This is a genomic window from Pseudomonas reactans, assembly GCF_013387025.1.
Lineage (GTDB): Bacteria > Pseudomonadota > Gammaproteobacteria > Pseudomonadales > Pseudomonadaceae > Aquipseudomonas > Aquipseudomonas reactans.
The window spans coordinates 223,079-247,182 of record NZ_JACAQP010000014.1 but is presented as its reverse complement, the minus strand read 5'-3'; the positions used below and the strand labels follow the sequence as shown (position 1 = coordinate 247,182).

The following is a 24,104-nucleotide window of genomic DNA, read 5'->3' as shown; positions in this document are numbered from 1 at the left end:
TCTTTTTCAGAGTTTCCCTAGGTGTGTGCCGTTTGTATCGACCTAGACTTACGTCCAATGGGCACCCGCTGCGCAGGAGTCGACCATGAGGGACGATAACGACAAAAAATCTGCGGTCATTGTTATGAGTAAAGCTGATGCCTTCGCCCAGGCGGGGAAAACTGCTGTGTTGCAGAACATCCACGGCACCCTGCAATTCCTGCAACGCTTCCCGCCGTTCAACCAGATGGAAAACGCCCACTTGGCGTTTTTGGTGGAGCAGTGCCAGTTACGCTTCTACGGGCCCGGCGACAGCATCCTCAAACCGTCGGGCGGGCCGGTCGAGCACTTTTATATCGTCAAGCAGGGCCGGGTGGTCGGCGAACGGCCGGACAGCGCCGAAACCACGTTTGAAATCACCACAGGCGAATGCTTCCCCCTCGCCGCGTTATTGGGCGAACGGGCGACGCGCACCGAGCACAAGGCCGCCGAAGACACTTTCTGCCTGCAATTGAACAAACCGGCGTTCATCAAGCTGTTTGCACTCTCCAGCCCGTTTCGCGATTTTGCCCTGCGCGGCGTCAGCAGCCTGTTGGACCAGGTGAATCAGCAGGTTCAGCAAAAAGCGGTGGAAACCCTCGGCACTCAATACTCCCTGAACACCCGGCTCGGCGAGTTGGCCATGCGCCATCCTGTTACGTGCAGCCCCGCCACGCCGCTGCGCGAAGCCGTCACGCTGATGCATGAGCAACAGGTCGGCAGCATCGTGATCGTGGATGAACACAAAGCGCCTCTGGGGATTTTCACCCTGCGCGACCTGCGCCAGGTGGTGGCCGATGGCACAAGCGACTTCAACCAGGGCATCGAAAGTCATATGACCCAGGCGCCCTTCTTCCTGACCCCGGACCACAGCGCCTTCGACGCGGCAATCGCCATGACCGAGCGGCATATCGCCCACGTCTGCCTGGTCAAGGACCAACGCCTGTGCGGCGTGGTGTCCGAGCGCGACCTGTTTTCCCTGCAACGTGTTGACCTGGTGCACCTGGCGCGCACCATCCGCAATGCACCGCGTGTGGACAACCTGGTGGCGATTCGCGGCGAGATCGGCCAGTTGGTGGAGCGCATGCTGGCCCATGGCGCGTCGTCGACCCAGATCACCCACATTATTACGCTGCTCAACGATCACACTGTTTGCCGGGTGATCGAGTTGACGCTCGCTGAAAAAGGCGACCCCGGCGTGCCCTTCAGTTGGTTGTGCTTTGGCAGCGAAGGCCGCCGCGAGCAGACGCTGTACACCGACCAGGACAACGGCATCCTGTTTGACGCCAAGGACGCGGCCGAAGCCGCGGCGATCCGAGGCCGGTTGTTGCCGCTGGCGCAGCAGATCAACCAGAGCCTGGCGCTGTGTGGGTTCAGCCTGTGCAAAGGCAACATCATGGCTGGCAACCCGGAGCTGTGCCTGTCACGGGCGGAATGGGCGCGGCGGTTTGCGGCGTTTATCCGCGAAGCGACGCCAGAGAATCTGTTGGGCTCCAGCATCTATTTCGACCTGCGGGTGGTGTGGGGCGATGAACGTGGCTGCGAGCAGTTGCGCCAAGGCATTCTCGACCAGGTGGCGGACAACCGGTTGTTCCAACGCATGCTGGCCGAAAACGCGTTGCGCCAGCGGCCACCCGTAGGACGTTTCCGCGAATTTGTACTCACGCGTAAAGGCGGCGAAAAAGCCACACTCGACCTCAAGGTGCAGGGCCTGACGCCCTTTGTCGACGGCGCGCGCCTGTTGGCCCTGGCCAATGGTATTCACGCCAACAACACCTTGGAGCGCCTGCGCCAACTGGTGGTCAAGGAGGTGATTGAGCCCCTGGACGGCGCGGCGTATGAGGAGGCCTATCACTTTATCCAGCAGACCCGCATGCAACAGCACCAACTGCAAACCCGCGAGAATCAGCCGTATTCCAACCGTGTCGACCCGGACAGCCTCAACCATCTGGACCGGCGCATCCTGCGCGAATCCCTGCGCCAGGCCCAGCGCCTGCAAAGCAGCCTGACATTGCGGTATCAGCTGTGAGCTTGTTCAACTGGCTGCGTAAGAAAACGCCGGGGCTCGACAGCGCGCAACAGCAGCGCCTGGCGCAACTGCGCAAACCCACGCCGCTGGGCGACGACACCCTGCGCAGCCAGCGCTGGGTGGTGGTGGACCTGGAAACCAGCGGCCTCAACCTCAACCGTGACCAGGTGCTGTCCATCGGTGCTGTGGTGATTGAGGATGGCGCGGTGGATTTCTCGCAACTGTTCGAACGCACCTTGCAACGGGCTGAAACCAAACTCAGCCCCAGCGTGTTGATCCACGGCCTCGGCCCCAGTGCGATTGCCGCTGGCAGCGATCCGGTAGACGCGTTATTGGACTTCATGGACTTTGTAGGCGATAGCCCATTGCTCGCGTTTCATGCGCCATTCGATCAACACATGCTGTGCCGGGCGCTCAAGGACAGCCTGGGTTATCGCCTGGCCCATACGTTTCTGGACGTGGCCGACATCGCCCCGATGGTGTGCCCGGATGCGCACATCCGCGAAGCCGGACTGGACGATTGGATCAACCACTTCCATCTGCACGTGGGCGAGCGCCATCACGCCAGCGCCGATGCCCTGGCCACGGCGGAGCTGATGCTGATCCTGTTCAGCCGCGCGCGCCAGCAGCACATCGACACGCCTCAGGGGCTGCAAGAGCGTTTGAGCCAATGGAAACGGCGTCAACACGCGCCATCGTTTTAATGTCATCTCCCGACAGACGCCAATTGCGCCCACTCCACGGCTCTGACACAATCGCGAATAATTCTCGTTAGTTTAAACATCGCGTTTACCAGGTGATGCCTTGTCGTCGATCCAGAACCCACACAGTGAGCTTGTTGGCGCGTTGTATCGCGACCATCGTGGCTGGCTGCTGGCCTGGCTTCGACGCAACGTGGCCTGCCCGAGCCGCGCCGAAGACCTGAGCCAGGACACCTTCATGCGCCTGCTCGGCCGTGATGAGCTGCGCGAACCCCGCGAACCCCGTGCGTTCCTGGTAGCGATTGCCAAGGGCTTGTTGTTCGATTACTTCCGTCGCGCCGCCCTGGAACAGGCCTACCTCACCGAACTGATGCTGATCCCGGAAAGCGAACACCCTTCGCCGGAAGAACAGCAACTGATTCTCGAAGACCTCAAGGCCATCGACCGCCTGCTCGGCAAGCTGTCGAGCAAGGCCCGCGCCGCCTTCCTCTATAACCGCCTCGACGGCATGGGCCATGCCGAAATCGCCCAGCGCCTCGGCGTGTCGGTGCCTCGCGTGCGCCAGTACCTAGCCCAGGGAATTCGCCAGTGCTACATCGCGCTGTATGGCGAGCCGCTGTGACGGTGATCAGTTCAAAACCAGTGTCAGCACGCGTACTGGATGCGGCGATTGCCTGGCAACTGTCCCTTGATTCGGGTGACGGCAGCGCAATTGAGCGTGAAGAATTCAATAAATGGCTGGCCGGCGACGAAGAACACGCCCGCGCCTGGCGCCAGTTGGGCATGCTCGACCAGCGTTTCAGCGTGGCCTCGGGCCCGGCGCGGGCGGCGTTGCTGCAATCGCGTGAAGGCATTCGCCAACGTGTGCGCAAGCTGGGCAGTGGCCTTGCAAGCATCGCGCTGGTCATCGGCCTGGCGCTGTTTGCCGGTGAGCGCTATGTGCCGATCCACTATTGGCTGGCCGACCAACGCACCGCCACCGGCGAGCAGCGCACGCTGAAACTCGCGGACGGCACGTTGATCAACCTCAATACCCACAGCGCCATCGACGTGCGTTTCGATGAAAAGCGCCGGCTGATCGTGTTGCAGGAAGGCGAAATCCTGGTCGAGACCGGCCACAACGACGCGCGCCCATTCTATGTGCAAACCCGCGACGGCAGCCTGCGGGCGCTGGGCACGCGGTTTATCGTCAAGCGCGAAGACGACGCCACGCGCTTGAGCGTGCTGCAATCGGCCGTGGCCGCCCAGCCCGAGGCGCTGCAGCAGGAACAGATCTTCAAGGAAGGCCAGCAAGTGCTGATGCGCAGCGATGGCCTTGGCCCTGCGCTTGCCGTCACCCCCACCACCGACGCCTGGACCCGCGGCATGCTGGTAGTTGACAACGCCCGCCTGGGCGATGTGGTCGAGGAACTGAGCCGTTACCGCACCGGTTACCTGGGTGTGGACAAAAACGTGGCCGACCTGCGCATCACCGGCAGCTTCCCGTTGCACGACACCACGCTGGCGCTCAATGCGCTGCTCCCCACACTGCCGGTGCAGATCGAGCAGCACACGCCGTGGTGGGTCACGGTGAGCGCCAAGGCGAAAAACACCGAATCACTTAGTGGGAAATGAATAGACCGTCATTTCGAACGTGTCTAAAAAACTGTAATCCCTCACAGGTTTCATCCGTACCGTAACGTCCTTCAATAGACATCCCTAGTTGTTCTATGAGGATGAAACCATGTCGACGCTCCCACACATCACCCGGCACACTTTTGCCTTCTGCTTCCCCGGCCAAGGCAACGACCCCTGCGGTGCCTTGGCTGACCTGCACCAACACGCCGAGGAATTGCGTACCTCGATAGATGCCATACTGGCGCTCATCGAACACGAAGCGGCGCAGCACGAACCCGGCCTGCAGCCCGGCTTGGTCACCCAAGTGTTACTGACCCATCAGCATGCCTTGCCGCTGCCTTCCGGGGTCACGCAACTAGCCCTGTATGCCGCGGCGGTCGTGCTCAACCAGTTGCTGCACGACGCAGGCGTGCGACCGGCACTGATTGTCGCACAGAGTTTTGGTGAGATTGCTGCGCGAGTGTGCGCCGGTGTACTGAGCATTGAGCAGGGCGTGCGTGCGGTCTGCGCCCTCAATGCGGCCTACCGTAGTGAAGAAGGCCGCGGCGGCATGTTGCTGGTCAACTTGTCGCCGGAGATGACGCAAGCGCTGCTCGACAGGTGGCCTGAACTGAAGCTGGAGTTGGGATCGGTCAATGCACCTGAGCAGTGCATCATCAGCGGCGAAATGGACGCATTGCACGCTCTGCTTGAGCGTTACGGCGACAGCACCCCGCCGTTGCGCTGGGTGTCGATCGCCTACGCTTCCCATTACTCGGCGCATCGGCATGTCGCAGAACTCATGAACGCACTGCTGCAACCCCTGGAGCAACAGCCGTTCAGGACCCCCATCTATTCGACCGTTTTGGAGGGCTGTTACCAGCAAGGGGATGACCTGCACAAGCTGTTCACCTTGGGCGTGACCGACCGCACCGACCTGCCCAAGACACTGGCCGCGTTGCCACCCGACAAATGCCGCGTGTTTATCGACATGGGCGTGAACAAAGGCATGTCGATGTGCATCCTCAAAAGCCTGCGCGATGCCAAGACCTACACGCCCCTCGCCGCCCCACCTAGTGAACTTCGCCAACTACTGGCCGACTCACACACCCTCGATACCCTGCGTGATCTGGTCAACGGGCCCGTCACCGCCCAGACCCATGCGCATATGGCTCAGACCCATGCGCATATGGCTCAGATATGCAGCGACCCTGAACTGCATCCCAAATCCAACCTGACCTTCCACGACGGCCACCGCCATACCTATTGGCGCCTGCAGCATCTGCTCAAACGACTGCCCGACGGAATTCATGGGTTCAAACAACCGGAGTGGTTGATGGCCCTGGCCGCTCACGTGGCGATCAATGATCCGTCACTGTTCATGGGGTGCGTGATTCAGCAGGGTTTGTGCATCGGTACACTCCTGGCGTTCGAACAGGACCACCCGCATGCCGCCAGGTGGCGGCGCGAGCTGGAGACGGGCGAAAGTCTGGGGGTCTACGCGCTGACTGAAATCGGCCGCAGCAACTCACACATGGGGCCCTGTCTGGAGGCGGTATTCGACACCGACACGCGTACGTTTGTGTTGAACACACCCAACAACGCTGCGCTGAAATTCGCCAATGTCGGCATCAATAACCTGAATAAGTTAGGCGTGGTGTTTGCCGAATTAAAGGTTCAGGACCAACGCTGCGGTGTCTTCGCCTTTGTCCTGCCATTAAGCGACACACAGGGTCCATGCCCTGGCATTGAAATGTCGTCACCTGCAGAAATTCGCGCCGTGCCGTTGGATTACGGCTTGTTGCGTTTTAATCAGGTCCGCGTCTCTTTTGACGCTTGGCTGTGTGATGGGGCGAGCATTGATCAGTCCAACCGCTTTCACGACCCTCTGGGCAGCACCGACCGCCGACTGATCCGCTCACTGTTCGCCCCCAAGAATGTGTGGGCGATGGTCGGCACCGGCTTGAGCTCCGTCATGCTGGCCTGTGCAACCCTGGCCCTGACTCACGCCAACCGGCGCACCACCCAGGCGAGAATCGGCAACGGCATAGGCTTGCTGGATTTTCGCACCCAGCGCCGTGCACTGTTCGGCTGCCTGGCGACAGCGTACGTCATGAAATGCTTTGCCAATGATTCCGCCCGCCTATGGATCGAAGGCACCGCCAGCCAGGCCTCCCTGCAAACAACCGGCACCGGCGATGTGACATGGACACCCTGGGCCGCCATCAGCCAGACCCTGGCGCTGACCAAAGCCCTGTGCGCGCCCGCCGCTGAGGCCGTGTCCACCGAATGCCGATTGCGCTGCGGCGTGGCTGGGGCACTCAACATCAATCGTTTCGCCGACTATGAAGGCATGGCCAAGATCTACCAGGACGCCGGAGGCAATAACCGTATGATCCTGCTGGATGCCGCCAAGGTGCTGGCCGGCCAACCCTTGAACAAACCCACGCCACCAGACCCGCAGGTTGGGCTGGACGATCCCGAGTACGGGCTGAGCATGGTCCGCACCCTGGAGTACCGTTTGCTCAAGGAGGTGGCCGACCATGTCGCCGCACACCGAGCGCTGGGTGAGGACGACATGCAGGTCTGGAACTCAAAACTGATGGTGGTTGCACGCGCTGGCGAGGCGCATGCCCAGCGCCTCGCCATCGAGAGTGCGGTAAAGGCCGGCAGCTCACTGCCGCCGGGGCTTGCGAAGGATCTGGTGAACGCGTTGTGCAACCTGTACGTACTCGGTTACCTGAACCAACACGCGGCCTGGTACATGAGCGAAGGCCTCATGGACAGCACGCGCTACCGTGCGCTGGAGGAACACCTCAATCAACTGAGCGACTTCCTGGCCGCCCACGTCACGCTGTTGATCGAGGCCTTCGGCCAGGGTGATGCGACACGTGCGGCAATCGCCAGTGCAGAGCCTTACCCGGACGCTTTGGCCGCTAAACTGCAATGGGCGCAGGGCTGAACCTCACAACACACCTGAACCTTCAGGGCCATGCAGTGCGAAGAGTTGTGAACACTCACAGATTTATTTTCATTTGGCCCTATCACTTTTCGATTCTCGTCCGGCACCTAGGCAATTGAGAAATATTTCCATTCAGGAGCCGCCCCATGTCCCGCACGCTAGACACCTTGTTGCGCCCCAGCCTGTTAGCCGTGGCCATTGCCCTCAGTGCCCCGCTGGCCAGCACTACGCTGATCGCCGCGGAGCAGGCATCCAGCGTGCGCACCTACAACCTGCCGGCGGCACCACTGGCAACTACCCTGAACCAGATCGCCAGCCAGGGCGGCCTGGCGCTGACCCTCAGCCCGGCATTGGCGTCGGGCAAGACCTCAGCGCCGGTGAAGGGTCAATTCGATGCGCCGGGTGCGCTGCGTGAGGCGTTGCGGGGGACAGGGCTGCAGCTTGAGCAGAGCACGGCGGGGACTTACACCCTGGTGGCGATTCCAGAAGGCGTCGTGGCGTTGCCGACCACCAATATCACCGGCCAGGACAGCTATGAAAGCGCCTGGGGCCCGGTCGACGGCTACCTGGCCAAACGCACCGCCGCAGGCACCAAGACCGACACCGCACTGGTCGAGGCGCCGCGTTCGATCTCGGTCGCCACCCGCGAGCAGATGCAAGACCGCAACGTGCAGAACCTGGATGACGCGGTGAAATACATGCCGGGCATCGTGTCCGCCAGCTACGGCAGCGACACCCGCTACGACTGGATGCGGGTACGTGGCTTCGAACCCACCCAGTTCCTCGACGGCCTGCCGCTACCACGTGGCGTCTACGCCAACCCGAAGGCCGAGACCTGGAACCTCGACCGCCTCGCCCTGCTGCGCGGCCCGGCCTCCTCGGTGTACGGCCAGACCCCACCGGGCGGCTTGCTGGATATGGTCAGCCGCCGTCCCAGCGAGGAGTCGAGCAACGCTGTCCAGGTGCAATACGGCAGCGATAATTATCGTCAGATCAACTTTGCCAGCACCGGCAAGATCGACGACGACGGCCAGTTTCTCTACGGCCTCAGCGGCGTGGTGCGCGACGCCGGCACCCAGGTCGACCACATCGACAACAAGCGCTACAACCTTGCGCCAAGCCTGACGTGGAACATTGACCCGGATACCAAGCTGACCTTCTTGTCGCAGTTCACACGTGACGATACGGGCACGACCAGCCAGTTCATGCCGATCCAGGGCACCAAGATCAAGTCGCCGCTGGGTGACGTTTCCCACCACAAAAACCTGGGTGACCCGGACTACGAGTTCTACGACCGCACCTACTACGCGCTGGGCTATGCGTTCGAACACCGTTTCAACGACACCTGGCAGTTCAAGCAGAACCTGCGCTACACCAAGTCGGAACTGGACTTCCGGCAGTTGACCGTGGGCTCTTATGCATTTTCCCCGGCAAATGCCGCGGGCGATATCAGCCGCTCGACCACCAACGTCAACGAAAGCATTGGCCAGTTCGCGGTGGATAACAATTTCCAGGCGGATTTCGCCACGGGCGACGTTATCCACACCCTGCTGCTGGGCCTGGATCACCAACGTACCGACACGTCCTACCGTGCGATTTACGGGACCGCATCAAACATCAACATCTTCAACCCGATCAACACCACGCCGACGCTGCGCCCAACCGGCGTGCGGCCTTTCTACGACTACAACCAGAAAACCGTGCAAACCGGCCTCTACGTGCAGGACCAGATGGCCTTGGACAAATGGCGCCTGACCCTGGGCGGGCGTGAAGACTGGGTGCATCAGGGCACCACGTACTTCAACGATAACGACGCGACCAACACCGACCGCATCAAGCATTTCAGCGGCAACGCGGCGCTGAGCTACGTGTTCGACTCGGGCTTCGTACCGTACTTGTCCTACGCCGAGTCCTTCCAGCCGGCGAGCAACGCCGATACCAATGCCACCAAGACCTTCAAACCTACGGAAGGCAAGCAGTGGGAAATGGGCGTCAAGTATCAGCCGCCCGGCTCCAACACTTTGCTGAGCGCAGCGGTGTACGACCTGACCCAGAAAAACGTGCAGGTCACGACGCTCGGCGCAGGGGGCCAGCAAATCAACAGCCAGACCGGCGAAGTGAAGGTCAAGGGCCTGGAACTGGAAGCTGTGTCTGACGTGACCGAAAATCTCAAGGTGATCGCCGCCTACACCTTGGCCAAGTCCGAGGTGCAAAAAGGCATCTACAAAGGCAACCGCCTGACGTTGATGCCCAACCAGCAGGCTTCGCTGTGGACTGACTACACGTGGCATACCGGCCCGCTCGATGGCTTCGGCATCGGCTTCGGCGCGCGCTACACCGGCAACACCTACGGCGACCAGGCCAACACCTGGCTCGGCAAGGCCAACGCCTATACCGTGTTCGACGGTTCGGTGCATTACGACCTGGGCCGCCTGGACAACAGCCTCAAAGGTGCATCGGTCAAGTTGAATGCCACCAACCTGTTCAATAAGGACTACCTGTCGACCTGCGATGGCAACTACTGTTACTTCGGCGACCAACGCAGCGTCGTCGCCAGCGCCACCTACCAGTGGTAATCGGTTGAGTTAACAACCGGGCCGCCCCTGTGGGCGGCCTTGGCATGTCTGAAGGCTGGAAAATGAAAAGCAAAACCATCCGCCGCTGGTCCTTCATCCACACCTGGACCAGCCTGATCTGCACGGTATTCCTGCTGCTGCTCGCCCTCACCGGCCTGCCGTTGGTGTTTCACCATGAGATCGACCATTTGCTGGGCAACGAGCCGGAACTGGCGCAAATGCCTGCCGACACGCCGCAGCTCAACCTGGAGCAACTGGTGGCTAAGGCGCAGGCCCATCGCCCTGGCGAAGCCATGCAGTACCTGGCCTGGGACGAAGATGACAAGAACGGCGTGATCGCGATCATGGCCGCCACCGCCGGCACCGAACCCAACTCATCCCATACCTTCATGCTCGATGCGCGTACCGGTGAAGCGGTGGAAACCCCGGCGGCCAACGGTGGATTCACCTTGTTCCTGCTACGCCTGCACGTGGACATGTTCGCCGGCTTGCCGGGCAAGTTGCTGCTGGCGTTCATGGGTATTCTGTTTGTCGTGGCGATCATCTCGGGCACGGTGCTGTACCTGCCGTTCATGCGTCGCTTAAAGTTCGCCACCGTGCGCCAGGACAAATCCACGCGCCTGCGCTGGCTCGACCTGCATAACCTGATCGGCGTGGTCACCTTGACCTGGGCCTTGGTGGTGGGCGTGACCGGCGTGATCAGCGCCTGCGCCGACCTGATCATCGCTGCCTGGCGCCAGGACAGCCTCAGCGCCATGATCGAACCCTACAAAAATGCCCCTCCGCTGACCCAGCGCGCACCGGCTACCGAGCTGCTAACGATCGCCGCCAAGGCCGCGCCGGGCATGGAGCCGGACTTCATCGCCTTCCCCGGCACACGCTTTTCCAGTGAGCACCATTACGCCGTGTTCATGAAGGGCAGCACCCACCTGGCCTCGCACCTGCTCACGCCGGTGCTGATCGACGCCAGCACCCTGGCCGTCACCGCCATCGCCGAACGGCCGTGGTACATGGACGCCATGGGCATGTCCCAGCCGCTGCACTTCGGCGACTACGGCGGCATGCCGATGAAGGTCCTGTGGGCGGTGCTGGATGTGCTGACCATCATCGTGCTGGTGAGTGGAATTTACTTATGGATCGTGCGGCGCAAGGCGGGCAAGGCATGAAGCCGCGTCAGTCGAACTTCTGGAAAGTGTTTGGGGTTCCGCTGGGGATCGGCTTGCTCAGCGCGGCCGGGTTATTTGCGGCGTTGCTGGGGGATGGGCTATGGGATTCGCTCAGTTGGGTCGGGTTGGGGGTGCCGGCAGTCATTGCGCTATGGGGACTGCTGCACCGCTGAGGCGGGCGCAAGAGATAACCCCACTGCAATAATTAGACATTAATAACAATTTATACACTTTGTTTAAACTCGATTAATCTCTGCCCCAGTCCACACATCCAGTGTCGTCAGCCTACGGGGCAACACCCAATGACGTTTCCCATCTATAGCCTTCCCGATCTGCGCGCAGTGCTAAAGCGCAGTGACATGCTGCGTGTGACACGCGACGCCTGTATTCAACATTCCCAAAACAACATCGTCAGTACCATGCCCGGCGAATTGCTGTTTCAGGCGCCTCCCGGGGATTGCCATGTCAGGCTCGGCTATCTGCGAGGCGGGGAGACCTTCGTGGTCAAACTGGCCATGGGGTTTTACGAGAACCCATCCAGGGGGCTGGAAACCAATAACGGGCTGATGCTGGTCTTCAGCTCACACACCGGCAAGCTCGTCGCCATCCTCAATGACGAGGGCTGGTTGACCAGTTGGAGGACAGCCGCAGCCGGGGCCTTGGCGGCCAAGGCTGGCGCACCCTCACAGGTCACCGCGCTGGGTATTCTCGGTACCGGCCATCAGGCCGAACAACAGGCTCACTGGGCTGCACAGCTCCTCGGGACCCCGCGTGTATTCATCTGGGGGCGGGACCCGAACAAAGCCATCCGCCTGGTTGAGAAGCTGGCGCATCAGGGCTTGACCGCCCAAACGGCCGCAACGGTGGAAGACGTATTCGCACACTGCAATGTCGTGATTACCTGCACACCGTCGACTCAGGCAATCGTTCCAGTGTCCGCTGTAAAACCCGGAACCCATATCGTCGCCATGGGCGCAGACAGCCAGGGAAAACAGGAGCTTGACCCTCAAATACTCGCGTTGGCCCAGGTCATCATGACCGACGACCACCAGCAATGTGCCGAACGCGGAGAACTCGCCCACGCCCTTCGCGCCGGGTTGATCACCCACACCGCCGACATTTCGCTGGGGCACGTACTCGCCGGCAACCTCCCGGGGCGCACAAGCGCTGACGACGTGACCGTCGCGGACTTGACCGGCCTTGCCGCCCAGGACATTGCGATCGCCAGCCTCGCGCTTGGTCTGATCCAGGCCACGCCGTCTCCCTGACCCTCACCCATATGACACCTGAACCAACAATAACAATAAGGTAGGTATTCACATGAAAAAGCTGATGAGCACGATGACCGCAGCCACCGCCTGGCTGCTCTGCACCGCCGCGGGTGTTGCACAGGCAGAAACACTACGCATTGCCAGTGAAGGGGCTTATCCACCGTTCAACTACGTGGACTCAACCAACACACTGCATGGCTTCGATATCGACATTGCCAACGCGTTGTGTGAGCGAATGAAGGTGCAGTGCACCTTTGTCACCCAGGACTGGGAGGGCATGATTCCCGGCCTGTTGGCGAAAAAATACGATGCGATCGTTGCCTCGATGAATGTCACCGAGGAGCGCAAAAAGACGGTCGCCTTCACCGACCGTTATTACCGCACACCGCTGTCGATCGCCGTGCCCAAAGACTCGGACATCAGCAACGCTCAGTCCAATTTCAAAGGCCTGACGGTGGGCACCCAGTCGTATTCGACACAAGGCATCTACGCCGAAGAACACTATGCCGTCGCCGGGGCCACCGTGAAGCTCTACCCCTCCCAGGACGAAGCCGCCAGCGACCTTGCAGCCGGGCGCCTGGACGCTGTCATCGCCGACAAATACCCGCTGCTGGCCTGGATAGAAGGCGCGGGCAAAGCGTGCTGCCGGTTCCTCGGAGACGTCGACGGTACCAATACCGACGCTGCCATCGTGGTACGCCAGGGCGATGTGGCACTGCGTGAGCGACTGAACAATGCGTTGGACGAAATCGTCACCGATGGCACCTATAAAAAGATTTCCAGCCGTTACTTCGCCTTCGATATCTATTGATCTGCGGGGGCTCGCATGCTCGAACAATTGTCACTGTTATCGTTCGCCAGCGGCGGCTGGGGCTGGGCGCTGCTCGCCGGTGCCTTGGTCACCCTCGCGCTGGCCCTCGCCTGCGTGCCGCTCGGCTTACCCTTGGGCCTCGGAGTGGCCTTGGCGGCGCGCTCCAAACGACGCTGGTTGCGTGCGCTAGCCACGGTATTTTCCACGGTATTCCGTGGGCTGCCCGAGCTATTGACACTGCTGCTCATTTATTACGGCTGCCAAATAGCTGCACAACACTTACTCGCCGCCGTGGGCTATCAAGGCGAGGTGATGATAAACACCTTCGTCGCGGCCATGATTGCCTTCAGCCTGGTGTTTGCCGCGTTTTCCAGCGAGATCTGGTTGAGCGCTTTCAAGACCGTGGACAGGGGTCAATTCGAGGCCGCAGCGGTGTTGGGCCTATCCACAGCCACGACCTTTCGCACCGTGGTCCTGCCACAACTGACGCGCACCGCCTTGCCCGGTCTGTCGAACAACTGGCTGTCCCTGCTCAAGGACACTTCGCTGGTGTCGACCATCTCCCTGGTCGACCTGATGCGCCAGACCAGCCTGGCGGTCAGCGTGACCAAAGAGCCCATGCTGTTCTACACGGTGGCCTGCTTGGCATATCTGCTTTTTTCGGCGCTGTCCGGCCGCGTGTTCCATGTTCTGGAGCGACATTTCAACCGCCATCAGCGGAGTACTCTGTCATGACCATAGAGCATTGGCTGAGCAGGCTTCTCAACCTGGAACTGCTTGAGCGTTACGCCCCCCGCTTTCTCGACGGCCTGCTGGTAACCGCAAAACTGGTGGCGATTTCTTTCAGTCTCGGCGCACTGCTGGGCCTGCTGATTGCCTTGGGCCGCTTGTCGAGCCATCGTTGGCTGCGCGGCTTCACGGGCGTCTATGTGTATTGCTTTCGCGGCTCTCCGCTGCTCGCCCAGTTATTCCTGCTGTATTACGGCCTGGGGTCATTCAAGCACTTCTGGCAAGACGTCGGCCTCTGGTGGTTCTTCCGGGACGCCTGGCTGTGCACCCTGCTGGCCTTCACCCTGAACACCGCCGCCTATCAAGCCGAAATCATGCGCGGGGCCCTGACCGCAGTCGCACCGGGCCAGCGCGAAGCCGCGCAAACCCTGGGCCTGTCGCGCTGGACCACCTTGAGAAAAGTCATCCTGCCGCAGTCGCTGCTGGTGGCCATAGGGCCGCTGGGTAACGAATTGATCCTGATGATCAAGGCCAGCGCCATTGCCTCACTGGTCACGCTTTATGACCTGATGGGCGTGACCAAATTGGTGTTCTCACGCAGCTTTGACTTCCAGGTCTACCTGTGGGCAGCGGTGATGTACCTGGCAATCGTCGAACTGGTCAGACGAGCGCTCAAGCACCTTGAGCGGTCACTGAGCAAGCACATCGGGTAATCCGATCTCAACCCCCCAACATTGCGGTCCAGAGGGCAAGCCATGAATTCGTACACCATCGCGCCAGACGGTCTTCACCCTTCAACCAAGGCACCGCCAGAACCCGCGGTGCACATCAGCGGGTTGAACAAGTGGTATGGCAACTTCCAGGTCTTGCACGCCATTGATCTGACCGTCCGCCAGGGTGAGCGCATTGTCCTGTGCGGGCCTTCCGGCTCGGGAAAGTCGACCTTGATTCGCTGCATCAGTCGCCTTGAAGTTGCCCAAAGTGGTGTTATTCGAGCCTTGGGAGCCGACCTCGGCAAACCTACGCCAGCCAGGCATAAAACGCTGCAAGACATTGGGATGGTCTTCCAGAACTTCAACCTGTTTCCCCACATGACCGTCCTGCAGAACTGCACACTGGCCCCCATGTCGGTGCGCGGCCTGGCACGTAGGGCCGCCGAAGAACTCGCCCGGCATTACCTTGGCAAGGTCGGTATCGCCAACCAGGCGGACAAGTATCCCAGCCAACTGTCAGGCGGCCAGCAACAGCGAGTGGCGATTGCCCGGGCATTGTGCATGGAGCCGAAAATCATGCTGTTCGACGAACCCACCTCGGCACTCGACCCGGAAATGGTCAACGAAGTGCTGGAGGTCATCGTCACACTGGCCGGCACCGGCATGACGATGCTGTGCGTCACCCACGAAATGGGCTTTGCCCGCCAAGTGGCCGAGCGGGTGCTATTCCTCGACGCAGGACGTATTGTCGAAGACCTGCCCCCGGAGGAGTTTTTTAACGCCCCCAGGAGCGACAGGGCTCAAGCATTTCTGGCGCAGATCCACCACTGAGAGCCGCGCCAACGCACCTGTCAAAGGTATGGACGACTCCGTACAATCACTCCCTCCACCTACCTGTGCTTGGATCGCCATGGCCAGTATCGCCTTCATGAATGCAGCGGCAGACGGCATCGCTGCTTTGCTTTTCCCCGACCTGGAAGCGGTGGTTCACGATGTCCGCAGCGGTTTGATCGTGCACATTGCCAACGGGTTCTCCAAGCGCAAAGTCGGTGATGCATCGCTGATTTGTGATCTTCCGGACCTGGCCCCTGGGCTGGATGTGCTAGGACCGTATGAGAAGGCAGGCCCCAACAATCGCACGCTACGCTCGATTTCTATCGTTGCCCGCTCGGAGAGCGGCGATATCGTCGCGCTCCTGTGTCTGAACTTCGATGTCACGGCGTTATCGCAGGTGCAGAAGCTGTTGAGTGGTTTTGCCGTGGGCCTGCAACCCCAAGCACGCCCCGCCCCTTTGTTCAGCGCTGACTGGCGGGAAACACTCAACGACATCGTCGAAAAGATATCCGTCGAACACTGCGTGCGGCGAAGTGACTTCGGGCGTACCGAAATCATGCTCGTCCTCGCACAAGCGCAAGCCAATGGGCTGCTGGACATACGCAACTTCGTCGATTATTTCGGCGAGTACTTCGAGATCTCCCGAGCGACGGTTTACAACTACTTGAAAGCCATTGCGCAAGAAAGCAATTGAACACAGGCCCCACTGCCCTTACCGAGGAATGCCCATGTCCACACCCAGCATGACCTTGTTCCACAATCCAGCGTCGCCCTTCGTGCGTAAGGTTCGCGTGTTGCTGGCTGAAACCGGCCAACAGGACCGCGTCGCGCTGCACGGCTGCATGCCGACTCCGGTCAACCCGGATGCGCAGGTGCTGCAAGGCAACCCCGTGGGCAAGATCCCGGCCCTGCGCCTGGCCGATGGCACGGTATTGCACGACAGCCGGGTGATCCTTGATTACTTCGACCACCAGCACGTCGGCAACCCACTGATTCCCCGCGACGGCTCGGCCCGCTGGCGCCGCCTGACCCTGGCCTCGATGGCCGACGGCATCATGGATGCCGCCGTGTTGGTGCGTTACGAAACTGCCCTGCGCCCGGCGGAAAAGCACTGGGACCAGTGGCTCGATGAGCAGCGCAACAAAATCCGCCGCAGCCTCGCGGAGTTGGAGGCTGATGCGATTGCCGAACTGACCAGCCACTTCGACATCGCCGCCATCAGCGTGGCCTGCGCTTTGGGTTACCTCGACTTCCGTCATCCGGACATGCAATGGCGCCTGGATAACCCGCAGCTTGCCGCCTGGTATGCCGAGGTCAGCCAGCGGCCTTCGATGCAACAGACCCAACCCCCGATTTAACGTTCACCACCACTCCCCTGTGGGAGCGGGCTTGCTCGCGAATGCGATCTGCCAGAAAAGGGTTCATTGACTGGCCCACCGCTTTCGCGAGCAAGCCCGCTCCCACATTGCACGGCGGCGTGATTGAGGAATCTGACCAGTCTTTCCTTTACGCGCTGATCCTCCCGTAACCCGATCATTGCACCGCCTCCAGGTCAAACTCCAAAGGCTCAACCGCCTTACGCTTGCCCACACCATACCAATCCAACTTACGCGTCAGCACCATCACCGTGCCCAACAGGCCGAACAGCAGCAACGAGCCCATCAGCAACGCATAATCCTCGGCACTCAGCAGCCCGTACAACAAGCCATACAACGCCGCCAGCCCCGCTGAAAACCCCAGGCCGTGAGCGACGCTGCGCAGCACATGGCACACATAGAAGCCGATCAACAACACGCAGGCGCTGGAGGAAATGAGGTAAGCCAGCGCGAACCCAATGTGCTCGGACAACGACAGCAACAAAAGGTAGAAAAACGCCAGCGCAAACCCCACCAACGCGTACTGCACCGGATGCACCGCCAGGCTCTTGAGCACTTCGAACAGAAAGAAGCCGGCAAAGGTCAGGGCGATGAACAGCAGCGCGTATTTGATCGCACGGTCGCTCTTGAGGTACTGGTCCACCGGGTCGATGAAGTTCACGCCGAAGCTGCGGTTGTTGAAGTCTTCACAGCCCTGCTTGTCCAGACAGGTTTGCAGCGCTTGCTCAAGGTTGGTGGAGAAGAACGAGGTCTGCCAGTTGGCGGTAAAGCCTTTGTCGGTAATCTCGCGTTGTGCCGGCAGGAAATTGCCGATGAAGCTGGGATGTGGCCAGTTGGAAGCGAGTGACACCTGGCTGGTCTTGCCCACCGGCACCACTTGCAGTTGCTCGGTGCCTTGCAGGCGCAGGTCAAAAGCAAAGTCCACGACGTTGGGCTTTTTGCTGTCGTGCTCCGGCAGTGTCACGTGCACGCCTTCGCCCAGCCAGTCCACCTGGGAGCCGGGCTCGAACTCCAATTGCTGGCTGCCCAGCTCCAGCTTCAGCGCGTTTTCGATACCGCGAATATCGCTGATGCCCACCGCCAGAAACGCCGGCTCAAAGCGGTAATCGGCGAAGTCTTCGGTGATACCCAACTGCGCAGGCAATTCGAAACGCCCGCTGATGCGGTTGTCGGCATGGAACAACCGCGCCTGGTAGATGCCCCGTGCGCGCAGTTCGGTCTGCACCTTGCCGTCGAGTTCAAATCGATCCGGCAGGAAATACAGACGACCACGCTCTTCACGGGTGACCTCATAACGTTTATTGAGCTTTTCATTGAGCTTCCACTCACGCACGGTCTTGCGATAGGGCACGACCATCACCGGGCCGGTGAGGCGCTGGCTGTAGCTGGAGCTGCGGGCAATGTCATTCAACACCTGATCACGCGTGAACTGGCGGTCGGCGATGATGCCGTTGATCATCAACAACGGAATCAGCAATAACAGCATCAGCAGCGCAATCGCGCCAAGTTTGAAAAGCAGGCTGCGGTTCATGGGTCTCTCCCTGTTTTGATGGGGAGAGTCTGGGCAGCCTGTGTGGGGGATTTATGTGGGCAATGTGGAGACTGTGTGGAGATGCAGCACCACCTGCACACCGCCGTCGACATTGCCGATCTGCAACGCGCCGCCGTGCAACTTCATCACTTCCTCGACAAAGTTGAGACCCAGGCCTGTGCTTTTGCGCCCACTGGCCGGGCGTGGCAGCGAGTAGAAACGCTCACTCAGGCGCGGCAAGGCATAGTCGGGAATCGGCGAAGCCTGGTTGAACAGGCTGACTTGCACGTCGTTGTGTCGCGTCTGTGCGCTGAACTTCAACAAGCCGCCGGGCGGCGTGAAGTCCAGGGCGTTGTCCAGCAAATTGCCCAGGGCCTGACGCAACAGGAAAGGTTCGCCGTACACCTTCACATCCGCCGCAATAGTCTGCTCGACCTGCAACCCGGCGCCTTCAATCCGCGCGCACTGGGCCTTGAGCACTTCATCGACCATCGCCGCCAACGGGATATGCGCCTGCTCTTCCAGGCCCTGGCGCTGCTCGACCTGCGCCAGGTTCAGCAGGCGCTCGATCAACTGCTGCAGACGCGCGCTTTCGCTGTCGATATTGCCGACGAAGCGCTGCTGTTGTTCACGGGTCATATCACCCTGCAACAACTCCGCCGCGCCGCGAATCGCAGCCAAGGGGCTTTTCAATTCGTGGGTCAGGGTGTGTACGTAATGTTCGACGTAGGCCTTGCCTTCCAGCTGCGTGCGCATGTGCTCGACGGCGGTGGACAGTTGCTTGAGCTCACCGCCACGGTAATGGGGCAGCTCGGCACGCCGCCCCTCGCTGACGGCTTCGGCGTAGGCAGTCAGGCGGCGCAACGCGACGCTCAGCCACCACGACAGCAGCGCGCCCAGCAGCAGGCCCAGGACAACCAAGCCCGCGCCGTACCACAACAGACGGCGCTCGGTGCGGTCGACATAAGGCTGCAATGAACTGTTGGGTTTGGCCACGGTAACCACGCCAATGATCTGGCCGTTGTCACGGATCGGTGCGCCCACGTGCATCACCGACGAGGCAGGGTCATCCAGTTCGCTGCGTGTGGAGCGCGCGCCGTACTCGCCACGCAGGGTCAGGTACACGTCGTTCCACTTGGAATAGTCTTGCCCCACCGCTTCACCCGTGGAGTCGAGCAACACCGTGCCCTTGGCATCGGTCACGTAGATGCGATGATTGACCTGGTTCTTCGGCAAACCCCAGATGGTCGCCCCCGGCTGGCGGTTGCCATACGCCTTGAGCAGCTCCGGCCAGTGGCTTTGGCCGAGGGTGCCGTTCTTCACGTCATTACGCACGATCTCGGCCAGCAGGTTGGCGGTGTCCACCAGGGTTTCTTCGGTGGACTGGCGCACGCCGGGGCGGATTTCCTTCATCACGGTGCTGAGCACAAAGTAGCCGGTCAGGCCGATAAACAGCGCATACACCAGGAAGATCCGCAGCCCCAGGCGCATCAGCTGTTGCTCGGGCTGTAGCTGTAGCCGAGGCCGCGATGGGTCTGGATCGGCTCGGCATCGGCGGCCACGCTGCGCAACTTGCTGCGCAGGCTTTTGATATGGCTGTCGATATTGCGCTCGTAGCCGGCATCCGCCGCCACGCCCACCGCGTCCAACAGTTGCTCGCGGCTGAACACGCGCTCGGGTTGTTCCAGCAGGCTTTGCAGCAGGCGGAACTCGTGTCGTGTGAGGCTCAACGGTTGGCCGCGATAGCTGATCTGCATACGCTCCAGATCAACCTGGAACACCGCGGGCGCAACACCTGGACCAATGCGTTTCAGGATCGCCCGGACCCGCGCCGTCACTTCGCGTGGGCTGAAGGGCTTGACCACATAATCGTCGGCGCCGATCTCCAGGCCGACCACACGGTCGATCTCGCCATCCCGCGCGCTGAGGAACATCACCGGCACTTCACTGAACCGGCGCAGTTGCTTGCAGGTTTCAAAGCCGGTGATATCCGGCAGGCCGATGTCGAGGATGATCAGGTCGGCCGGCGTCTGGCGCTGATGCTCCAGCGCCGCCTGGCCGAGGGTCAGCCAGGTGGTGGTGAAGCCCTCGCCTTGCAGGGCGAAAATCAGCGTGTCGGCAATCGCCGCTTCGTCTTCGACAATCAGGATATGCGCCATGTGGTCCGTCAGCAGTCGGGTTTGTCGGCAGTGTAACGACGGGCCGGGTTTACCGCAGCGCCGAATTCACGCAGGGCCTTGGCGCCGATCAACAGCGGGTAGTTGAAGCTGCTGCGGTCGGTGAGGTTGACCTCGACGGTGCGCTTGACGTCGCCCAGGCACATTTCCAGGTCGATCACCGGGCGCTTGGCCACGGTGGCTTCGTCCTTGTCGTCGTCTTCGTCGGCGCGGCTCTTGATCTTGCTGATGCGCGAGACTTTGTGTTCGTAGACTTTGTTGGAGGCGTCTTTGCCGCCAAGGCGGAAGCGCACCCAATCGTCGCCGTCACGGGTGAAGGTCTGGATGTCGCGGGCCGACAGCGAGGCGGTCAGCGCACCCGTGTCCATCTTGGCCTTGAAGGTTTCGCCGATTTCCGGCAACTGGATGTATTCGTAGCGACCGTAGAGGGTCGGTTCGGCGGCCATGACTGGCAGGGCAACCAAGGCGAGCGAGGCAAATAGCAGTTTCACGAAGTGATTTCCTCGAAAAGAAGTAGGCGGATTCTAGACCGCAAAGGCAGCACTTAGTTAGCTCGCCCCAGCATAGCGGGCACATTGTGAAACATTCGTCCGGCGAATTGGGATTTGGCCTCTAGACTCAAGCTGCTTATCATGGCCCGCCCACAGGATTTCAAGAGTTACTTATGCGCCGCCTGCTCACCGGCTGTTTTGTCTCATTGCTACTGCTGCTCAACACCCTGATCCTGATCGGGCCGTTGATGGTGTTTGCCCTGCTCAAGCTGGTGGCCCCTGGGCGCTCGCGTGACTACATGTCGTGGGCGGTAATGTGGATCGCCGAGACTTGGGCCGAGATCGACAAGTTGATCTTCGCGCTGTGCATCCCGACCCAATGGGATATTCGCGGCGGTGAAGACCTGCGGGGCGATACGTCCTACCTGGTGATCAGCAACCATCAGTCCTGGGTGGATATCCCGGCGCTGATCCAGGCGCTGAACCGCCGCACGCCGTTCTTCAAATTCTTCCTGAAAAAAGAGCTGATCTGGGTACCCTTCCTCGGCCTGGCCTGGTGGGCGCTGGATTACCCCTTCATGAAGCGCTACACCAAGGCCTTCCTGGCCAAGCACCCGGAACTGGCGGGGCAGGATTTAAAAATCACCAAGGAAGCCTGTGAGTTGTTCAAGCGCCAGCCGGTGACGGTGGTCAATTACTTGGAAGGCACGCGCTTCAATGAAACCAAGCGCAAGCAGCAGGATTCGCCCTTCACTCGCTTGCTCAAGCCCAAGGCGGGCGGCGTGGCGTTCGTATTGGCGGCGATGGGTGAACAACTGGATGCCGTGCTCGATGTGACCGTGGTCTATCCGCAGCAGAAGATTCCGGGGTTCTGGGACTTGATCAGCGGCGCGGTGCCCAAGGTGATCATTGATATCCGCACCCGCGAACTGGACCCGGCGTTGTGCCAAGGGGATTACGAGAATGATCCGGCGTTTCGCCAGACCGTCCAGAACTGGGTGAACCAGCTCTGGATGGAGAAGGACGCGCGCATCGAGCAACTGCGCGCGGAGAATCGTTAGCCGCCAGTGCCCCAAGCCGAAGCCAGTTTGCTCAGCACAGACTCATTGGCGCCCTGGCCGCCCAGGTATTTCAGGATCACCGGGGCAAACTGGCCGATCATGCCGCTGTCCATGCCCAGCGCACTGAAGGCAGTGTTCAGGTCGCTGGTGTTCTTGATGTTACCCAGCACGCCGTCCAGGCCACTGGTCTTGCTCCCGCCCGTCTGGCCGAGCATCCCGCTCAAGGCGCCGAGGCTGCCCAAGGCATTATTGCCCGACAACTGGTCGAGGCCCGGCACGCTGTTGCCCAGTTGCGAATAATCGTTGCCGCTCAGTTTGTTCTTGGCCAGGCCCAGCATGGCGCCCGTGCCGCCAACCGCTTGTTCGGGGGTGATGTTCAGTTGCGAGGTCAGAGCGCTTAACAGGCCGGCCGTCTCGGAAGACGGTGCGGCAGCGGCGGCCTTGTTGTTGCCACCCTGCATGCCGGAAATCGCATTGGCTGCGTCGCCAAGGCTGAAGCCTGCGGCGAATACCGGGCCGGCTGCCAGGGTCATCAGGCAGGAAAGGGCGAAACCGCGTGAAATCTTCATCGAAACAACCTCTGGGGTGTAAGAGCTAAAAGCAGGCGTTTGACTGACAGTCCGGAACGATTGTTCCCACACCAAGGTTAGTTCAGATTTTTCTGCATCCGAATGGCCTCGGCCCGCGTATAGCCTGCATTCGCCACTCGGAGTTGGATGGAATGAATGCTCAGGCTGAACTACCCTCCGCTTACCGCGTGCAGTCCCGTCACCCTCGAACGAGGGTCTGGAGAAGCCCTATTACCGCCGAAGATGCTGACCCATTGCGCCCCTTGCTGGCCCAATGTGCCCTAGGTAACCGCCAGGCGTTCGAAACCCTCTACCGCAGCGTTTCGCCGCGCCTGCACGGCGTGGCCCTACGGTTCATGGGCCGCCCGGATCTGGCCGAAGAAGTGCTGCAGGAAGCCTTCGTGCGTATCTGGTACAACGCGTCGCGCTACGAGGCGCATCTGTCTGCGCCGATGACCTGGATGGTCAACATCACCCGCAACCTGGCCATCGACCAGTTGCGCAAACGCCGTGAGCAGCCGCTGGCCGACGGTCAGCAGGACGCCTTGATCGATGACGCCCCCAACGCCCACGACCAACTCGACCATGAACGCCAAGCCCACGCCCTGAACCGCTGCCTGGACACCCTGGATGGCATGCAACGCCGGTCGATCAGCGTGGCGTACTTCCAGGGCCTGTCGTGCTCGGAGCTGGCCACACAGTTGGCAGCGCCCCTCGGTTCGGTCAAATCCTGGATCCGCCGCGGCATGGAACGCCTGCGCAGGTGCCTCGAATCATGAACTACCAGACCACCGCCCTGCGCCGCGCCCTGGCCGCCGACTACGCCATCGGGCTGATGCCCGCCACGGCGCGTCGACGTTTTGATGCGCTGTTGCTGGAGGATGCCGCGCTGCGCGTGGAGCTCGGCCATTGGCAGGATGCGCTCGCCAGCCTCACCGGCACGTTGCCCGAGCGGCCGGTGCCTGCTCACGTATGGAAAGGCATCAAGGCACGTATCGAGCCGCAGGTATTGCATGTGCCGGCGAAGCAACCGTTCTGGAAGAATATCCGCGTACTGGCCGCCGCCTGCGCGATGCTCGTCGCCATTACCGTCGGCGTGCTGTACCAACGTGACACGGGGGCGCAATACAACGCCACCCTGGTCAACGCCAGCCAACAGCCAGCCTTGCAGATCAAGGCGTTTACCGACCATCTGCAAGTGGACCCGGTGACACTGGCCGCGATAGAACCGACGCTGAGCCTGGAATTGTGGGCGATTGAGCCAGGTGGCAAACCGATTTCACTGGGCCTGCTGCCCGCCGCAGGCAAAGGCCGGATTCAACTGAGCGACGCACAGCGAGCCTTGCTCACCGCACCGCTGACCCTGGCCGTAAGCCTGGAGCCGCACGGCGGTTCGCCGACCGGCCAACCCACTGGACCGGTGTTGTACCAGGGCCAATTGGCATCACTTTGAGCTGAACCGAGGCCAGGAACCCATCGCGCATACCAGGGTC

Annotated in this window: 23 protein-coding genes; 18 read left to right on the top strand and 5 right to left on the bottom strand. The window is 61.0% G+C overall.

Annotated elements, in window-relative coordinates:
• The first annotated feature begins 124 nt into the window (after positions 1–124).
• The 15 genes from HX793_RS17890 (at position 125) to HX793_RS17820 (ending at position 16,764) form a co-directional block, all read left to right on the top strand.
• Positions 125–2,047, top strand: coding sequence for a putative nucleotidyltransferase substrate binding domain-containing protein (locus HX793_RS17890; RefSeq protein WP_177052748.1), 1,923 nt, complete (start codon positions 125–127; stop codon positions 2,045–2,047).
• Positions 2,044–2,751 (top strand): 3'-5' exonuclease, encoded by a 708-nt coding sequence (locus HX793_RS17885; protein WP_177094353.1) that lies wholly within the window; start codon positions 2,044–2,046, stop codon positions 2,749–2,751. Before HX793_RS17890 ends, HX793_RS17885 begins: the two co-directional genes overlap by 4 nt.
• A 100-nt stretch (positions 2,752–2,851) precedes the next feature.
• On the top strand, positions 2,852–3,370 hold the full coding sequence (locus tag HX793_RS17880; protein ID WP_016977831.1) for an RNA polymerase sigma factor: 519 nt from the start codon (positions 2,852–2,854) through the stop codon (positions 3,368–3,370).
• Entirely contained in the window at positions 3,367–4,362 is a 996-nt protein-coding gene (locus HX793_RS17875; protein ID WP_016977830.1) for a FecR domain-containing protein, read from the top strand. Before HX793_RS17880 ends, HX793_RS17875 begins: the two co-directional genes overlap by 4 nt.
• A 109-nt stretch (positions 4,363–4,471) precedes the next feature.
• On the top strand, positions 4,472–7,306 hold the full coding sequence (locus HX793_RS17870; protein ID WP_178905528.1) for an acyltransferase domain-containing protein: 2,835 nt from the start codon (positions 4,472–4,474) through the stop codon (positions 7,304–7,306).
• Positions 7,307–7,452: 146 nt separating this feature from the next.
• Entirely contained in the window at positions 7,453–9,882 is a 2,430-nt protein-coding gene (locus tag HX793_RS17865) for a TonB-dependent siderophore receptor (RefSeq protein ID WP_177052744.1), read from the top strand.
• Positions 9,883–9,944: 62 nt separating this feature from the next.
• Positions 9,945–11,048, top strand: a complete 1,104-nt coding sequence (locus tag HX793_RS17860) for a PepSY-associated TM helix domain-containing protein (RefSeq protein WP_177059259.1) — start codon at positions 9,945–9,947, stop codon at positions 11,046–11,048.
• Positions 11,045–11,221: a hypothetical protein gene (locus tag HX793_RS17855; protein WP_177059258.1), complete on the top strand. Its 177-nt coding sequence runs from the start codon at positions 11,045–11,047 to the stop codon at positions 11,219–11,221. Before HX793_RS17860 ends, HX793_RS17855 begins: the two co-directional genes overlap by 4 nt.
• 129 nt (positions 11,222–11,350) lie before the next feature.
• Entirely contained in the window at positions 11,351–12,316 is a 966-nt protein-coding gene (locus tag HX793_RS17850; protein WP_177094349.1) for a Rossmann-fold NAD(P)-binding domain-containing protein, read from the top strand.
• Positions 12,317–12,368: 52 nt separating this feature from the next.
• A complete protein-coding gene (locus HX793_RS17845; RefSeq protein ID WP_177094347.1) occupies positions 12,369–13,130 on the top strand; it encodes a transporter substrate-binding domain-containing protein in 762 nt (253 codons plus the stop codon).
• A gap of 15 nt (positions 13,131–13,145) precedes the next feature.
• On the top strand, positions 13,146–13,865 hold the full coding sequence (locus HX793_RS17840; RefSeq protein ID WP_177052740.1) for an ABC transporter permease: 720 nt from the start codon (positions 13,146–13,148) through the stop codon (positions 13,863–13,865).
• Entirely contained in the window at positions 13,862–14,572 is a 711-nt protein-coding gene (locus HX793_RS17835) for an ABC transporter permease (protein ID WP_177052739.1), read from the top strand. Before HX793_RS17840 ends, HX793_RS17835 begins: the two co-directional genes overlap by 4 nt.
• A 42-nt stretch (positions 14,573–14,614) precedes the next feature.
• A complete protein-coding gene (locus tag HX793_RS17830; protein ID WP_256348340.1) occupies positions 14,615–15,403 on the top strand; it encodes an amino acid ABC transporter ATP-binding protein in 789 nt (262 codons plus the stop codon).
• A gap of 79 nt (positions 15,404–15,482) precedes the next feature.
• Positions 15,483–16,100: a helix-turn-helix transcriptional regulator gene (locus tag HX793_RS17825; RefSeq protein WP_122729501.1), complete on the top strand. Its 618-nt coding sequence runs from the start codon at positions 15,483–15,485 to the stop codon at positions 16,098–16,100.
• 34 nt (positions 16,101–16,134) lie between these two features.
• A complete protein-coding gene (locus HX793_RS17820; RefSeq protein WP_177052737.1) occupies positions 16,135–16,764 on the top strand; it encodes a glutathione S-transferase in 630 nt (209 codons plus the stop codon).
• A gap of 175 nt (positions 16,765–16,939) precedes the next feature.
• Here HX793_RS17820 and creD read toward each other — a convergent pair whose 3' ends face one another.
• Genes creD through rloA2 form a run of 4 tightly spaced genes read right to left on the bottom strand, consistent with a single transcriptional unit; the run spans position 16,940 to position 20,981 of the window.
• Entirely contained in the window at positions 16,940–18,313 is a 1,374-nt protein-coding gene (gene creD / locus HX793_RS17815; protein WP_177094344.1) for a cell envelope integrity protein CreD, read from the bottom strand.
• A gap of 51 nt (positions 18,314–18,364) precedes the next feature.
• Positions 18,365–19,804 carry a two-component system sensor histidine kinase CreC gene (creC, locus tag HX793_RS17810; protein WP_177052735.1) on the bottom strand — a complete coding sequence of 480 codons (1,440 nt, stop codon included), beginning with the start codon at positions 19,802–19,804 and terminating at the stop codon, positions 18,365–18,367.
• Positions 19,804–20,472, bottom strand: a complete 669-nt coding sequence (creB, locus tag HX793_RS17805) for a two-component system response regulator CreB (protein ID WP_016977817.1) — start codon at positions 20,470–20,472, stop codon at positions 19,804–19,806. The genes creC and creB overlap by 1 nt, the downstream gene beginning before the upstream one ends.
• 8 nt (positions 20,473–20,480) lie before the next feature.
• The gene (rloA2, locus tag HX793_RS17800) at positions 20,481–20,981 is read right to left on the bottom strand and encodes a retropepsin-like aspartic peptidase RloA2 (protein ID WP_016977816.1); all 501 of its coding nucleotides are present in this window, start codon (positions 20,979–20,981) and stop codon (positions 20,481–20,483) included.
• Positions 20,982–21,154: 173 nt separating this feature from the next.
• On the opposite strand from rloA2, the gene yihG reads away from it, so the two are divergent.
• Positions 21,155–22,042: a 1-acylglycerol-3-phosphate O-acyltransferase, YihG family gene (yihG, locus tag HX793_RS17795; RefSeq protein WP_177094343.1), complete on the top strand. Its 888-nt coding sequence runs from the start codon at positions 21,155–21,157 to the stop codon at positions 22,040–22,042.
• Here the strand turns inward: yihG and HX793_RS17790 are convergent.
• Positions 22,039–22,611 (bottom strand): DUF2780 domain-containing protein, encoded by a 573-nt coding sequence (locus tag HX793_RS17790; RefSeq protein WP_177094340.1) that lies wholly within the window; start codon positions 22,609–22,611, stop codon positions 22,039–22,041. The two genes, yihG and HX793_RS17790, sit on opposite strands and share 4 nt — an antisense overlap.
• A gap of 152 nt (positions 22,612–22,763) precedes the next feature.
• Here HX793_RS17790 and HX793_RS17785 point away from each other — a divergent pair, with 152 nt between their 5' ends.
• Both HX793_RS17785 and HX793_RS17780 read left to right on the top strand, forming a co-directional pair.
• Entirely contained in the window at positions 22,764–23,390 is a 627-nt protein-coding gene (locus HX793_RS17785; protein WP_256354373.1) for an RNA polymerase sigma factor, read from the top strand.
• Positions 23,387–24,064 carry an anti-sigma factor gene (locus HX793_RS17780; RefSeq protein WP_177094338.1) on the top strand — a complete coding sequence of 226 codons (678 nt, stop codon included), beginning with the start codon at positions 23,387–23,389 and terminating at the stop codon, positions 24,062–24,064. The genes HX793_RS17785 and HX793_RS17780 overlap by 4 nt, the downstream gene beginning before the upstream one ends.
• Positions 24,065–24,104 lie beyond the last annotated feature (40 nt).

Excerpts from the sequence above, each read along its gene's own strand:
- creD (WP_177094344.1), bottom strand. The coding sequence starts at position 18,313 with ATGAACCGCAGCCTGCTTTTCAAACTTGGCGCGATTGCGCTGCTGATG.
- HX793_RS17870 (WP_178905528.1), top strand. The coding sequence starts at position 4,472 with ATGTCGACGCTCCCACACATCACCCGGCACACTTTTGCCTTCTGCTTC.
- HX793_RS17845 (WP_177094347.1), top strand. The coding sequence starts at position 12,369 with ATGAAAAAGCTGATGAGCACGATGACCGCAGCCACCGCCTGGCTGCTC.
- HX793_RS17855 (WP_177059258.1), top strand. The coding sequence starts at position 11,045 with ATGAAGCCGCGTCAGTCGAACTTCTGGAAAGTGTTTGGGGTTCCGCTG.
- HX793_RS17785 (WP_256354373.1), top strand. The coding sequence starts at position 22,764 with ATGAATGCTCAGGCTGAACTACCCTCCGCTTACCGCGTGCAGTCCCGT.
- yihG (WP_177094343.1), top strand. The coding sequence starts at position 21,155 with ATGCGCCGCCTGCTCACCGGCTGTTTTGTCTCATTGCTACTGCTGCTC.
- creC (WP_177052735.1), bottom strand. The coding sequence starts at position 19,804 with ATGCGCCTGGGGCTGCGGATCTTCCTGGTGTATGCGCTGTTTATCGGC.
- HX793_RS17790 (WP_177094340.1), bottom strand. The coding sequence starts at position 22,611 with ATGAAGATTTCACGCGGTTTCGCCCTTTCCTGCCTGATGACCCTGGCA.
- creB (WP_016977817.1), bottom strand. The coding sequence starts at position 20,472 with ATGGCGCATATCCTGATTGTCGAAGACGAAGCGGCGATTGCCGACACG.
- HX793_RS17780 (WP_177094338.1), top strand. The coding sequence starts at position 23,387 with ATGAACTACCAGACCACCGCCCTGCGCCGCGCCCTGGCCGCCGACTAC.
- HX793_RS17820 (WP_177052737.1), top strand. The coding sequence starts at position 16,135 with ATGTCCACACCCAGCATGACCTTGTTCCACAATCCAGCGTCGCCCTTC.
- HX793_RS17865 (WP_177052744.1), top strand. The coding sequence starts at position 7,453 with ATGTCCCGCACGCTAGACACCTTGTTGCGCCCCAGCCTGTTAGCCGTG.
- HX793_RS17825 (WP_122729501.1), top strand. The coding sequence starts at position 15,483 with ATGGCCAGTATCGCCTTCATGAATGCAGCGGCAGACGGCATCGCTGCT.
- HX793_RS17840 (WP_177052740.1), top strand. The coding sequence starts at position 13,146 with ATGCTCGAACAATTGTCACTGTTATCGTTCGCCAGCGGCGGCTGGGGC.
- HX793_RS17830 (WP_256348340.1), top strand. The coding sequence starts at position 14,615 with ATGAATTCGTACACCATCGCGCCAGACGGTCTTCACCCTTCAACCAAG.
- HX793_RS17860 (WP_177059259.1), top strand. The coding sequence starts at position 9,945 with ATGAAAAGCAAAACCATCCGCCGCTGGTCCTTCATCCACACCTGGACC.
- HX793_RS17850 (WP_177094349.1), top strand. The coding sequence starts at position 11,351 with ATGACGTTTCCCATCTATAGCCTTCCCGATCTGCGCGCAGTGCTAAAG.
- HX793_RS17890 (WP_177052748.1), top strand. The coding sequence starts at position 125 with ATGAGTAAAGCTGATGCCTTCGCCCAGGCGGGGAAAACTGCTGTGTTG.
- HX793_RS17835 (WP_177052739.1), top strand. The coding sequence starts at position 13,862 with ATGACCATAGAGCATTGGCTGAGCAGGCTTCTCAACCTGGAACTGCTT.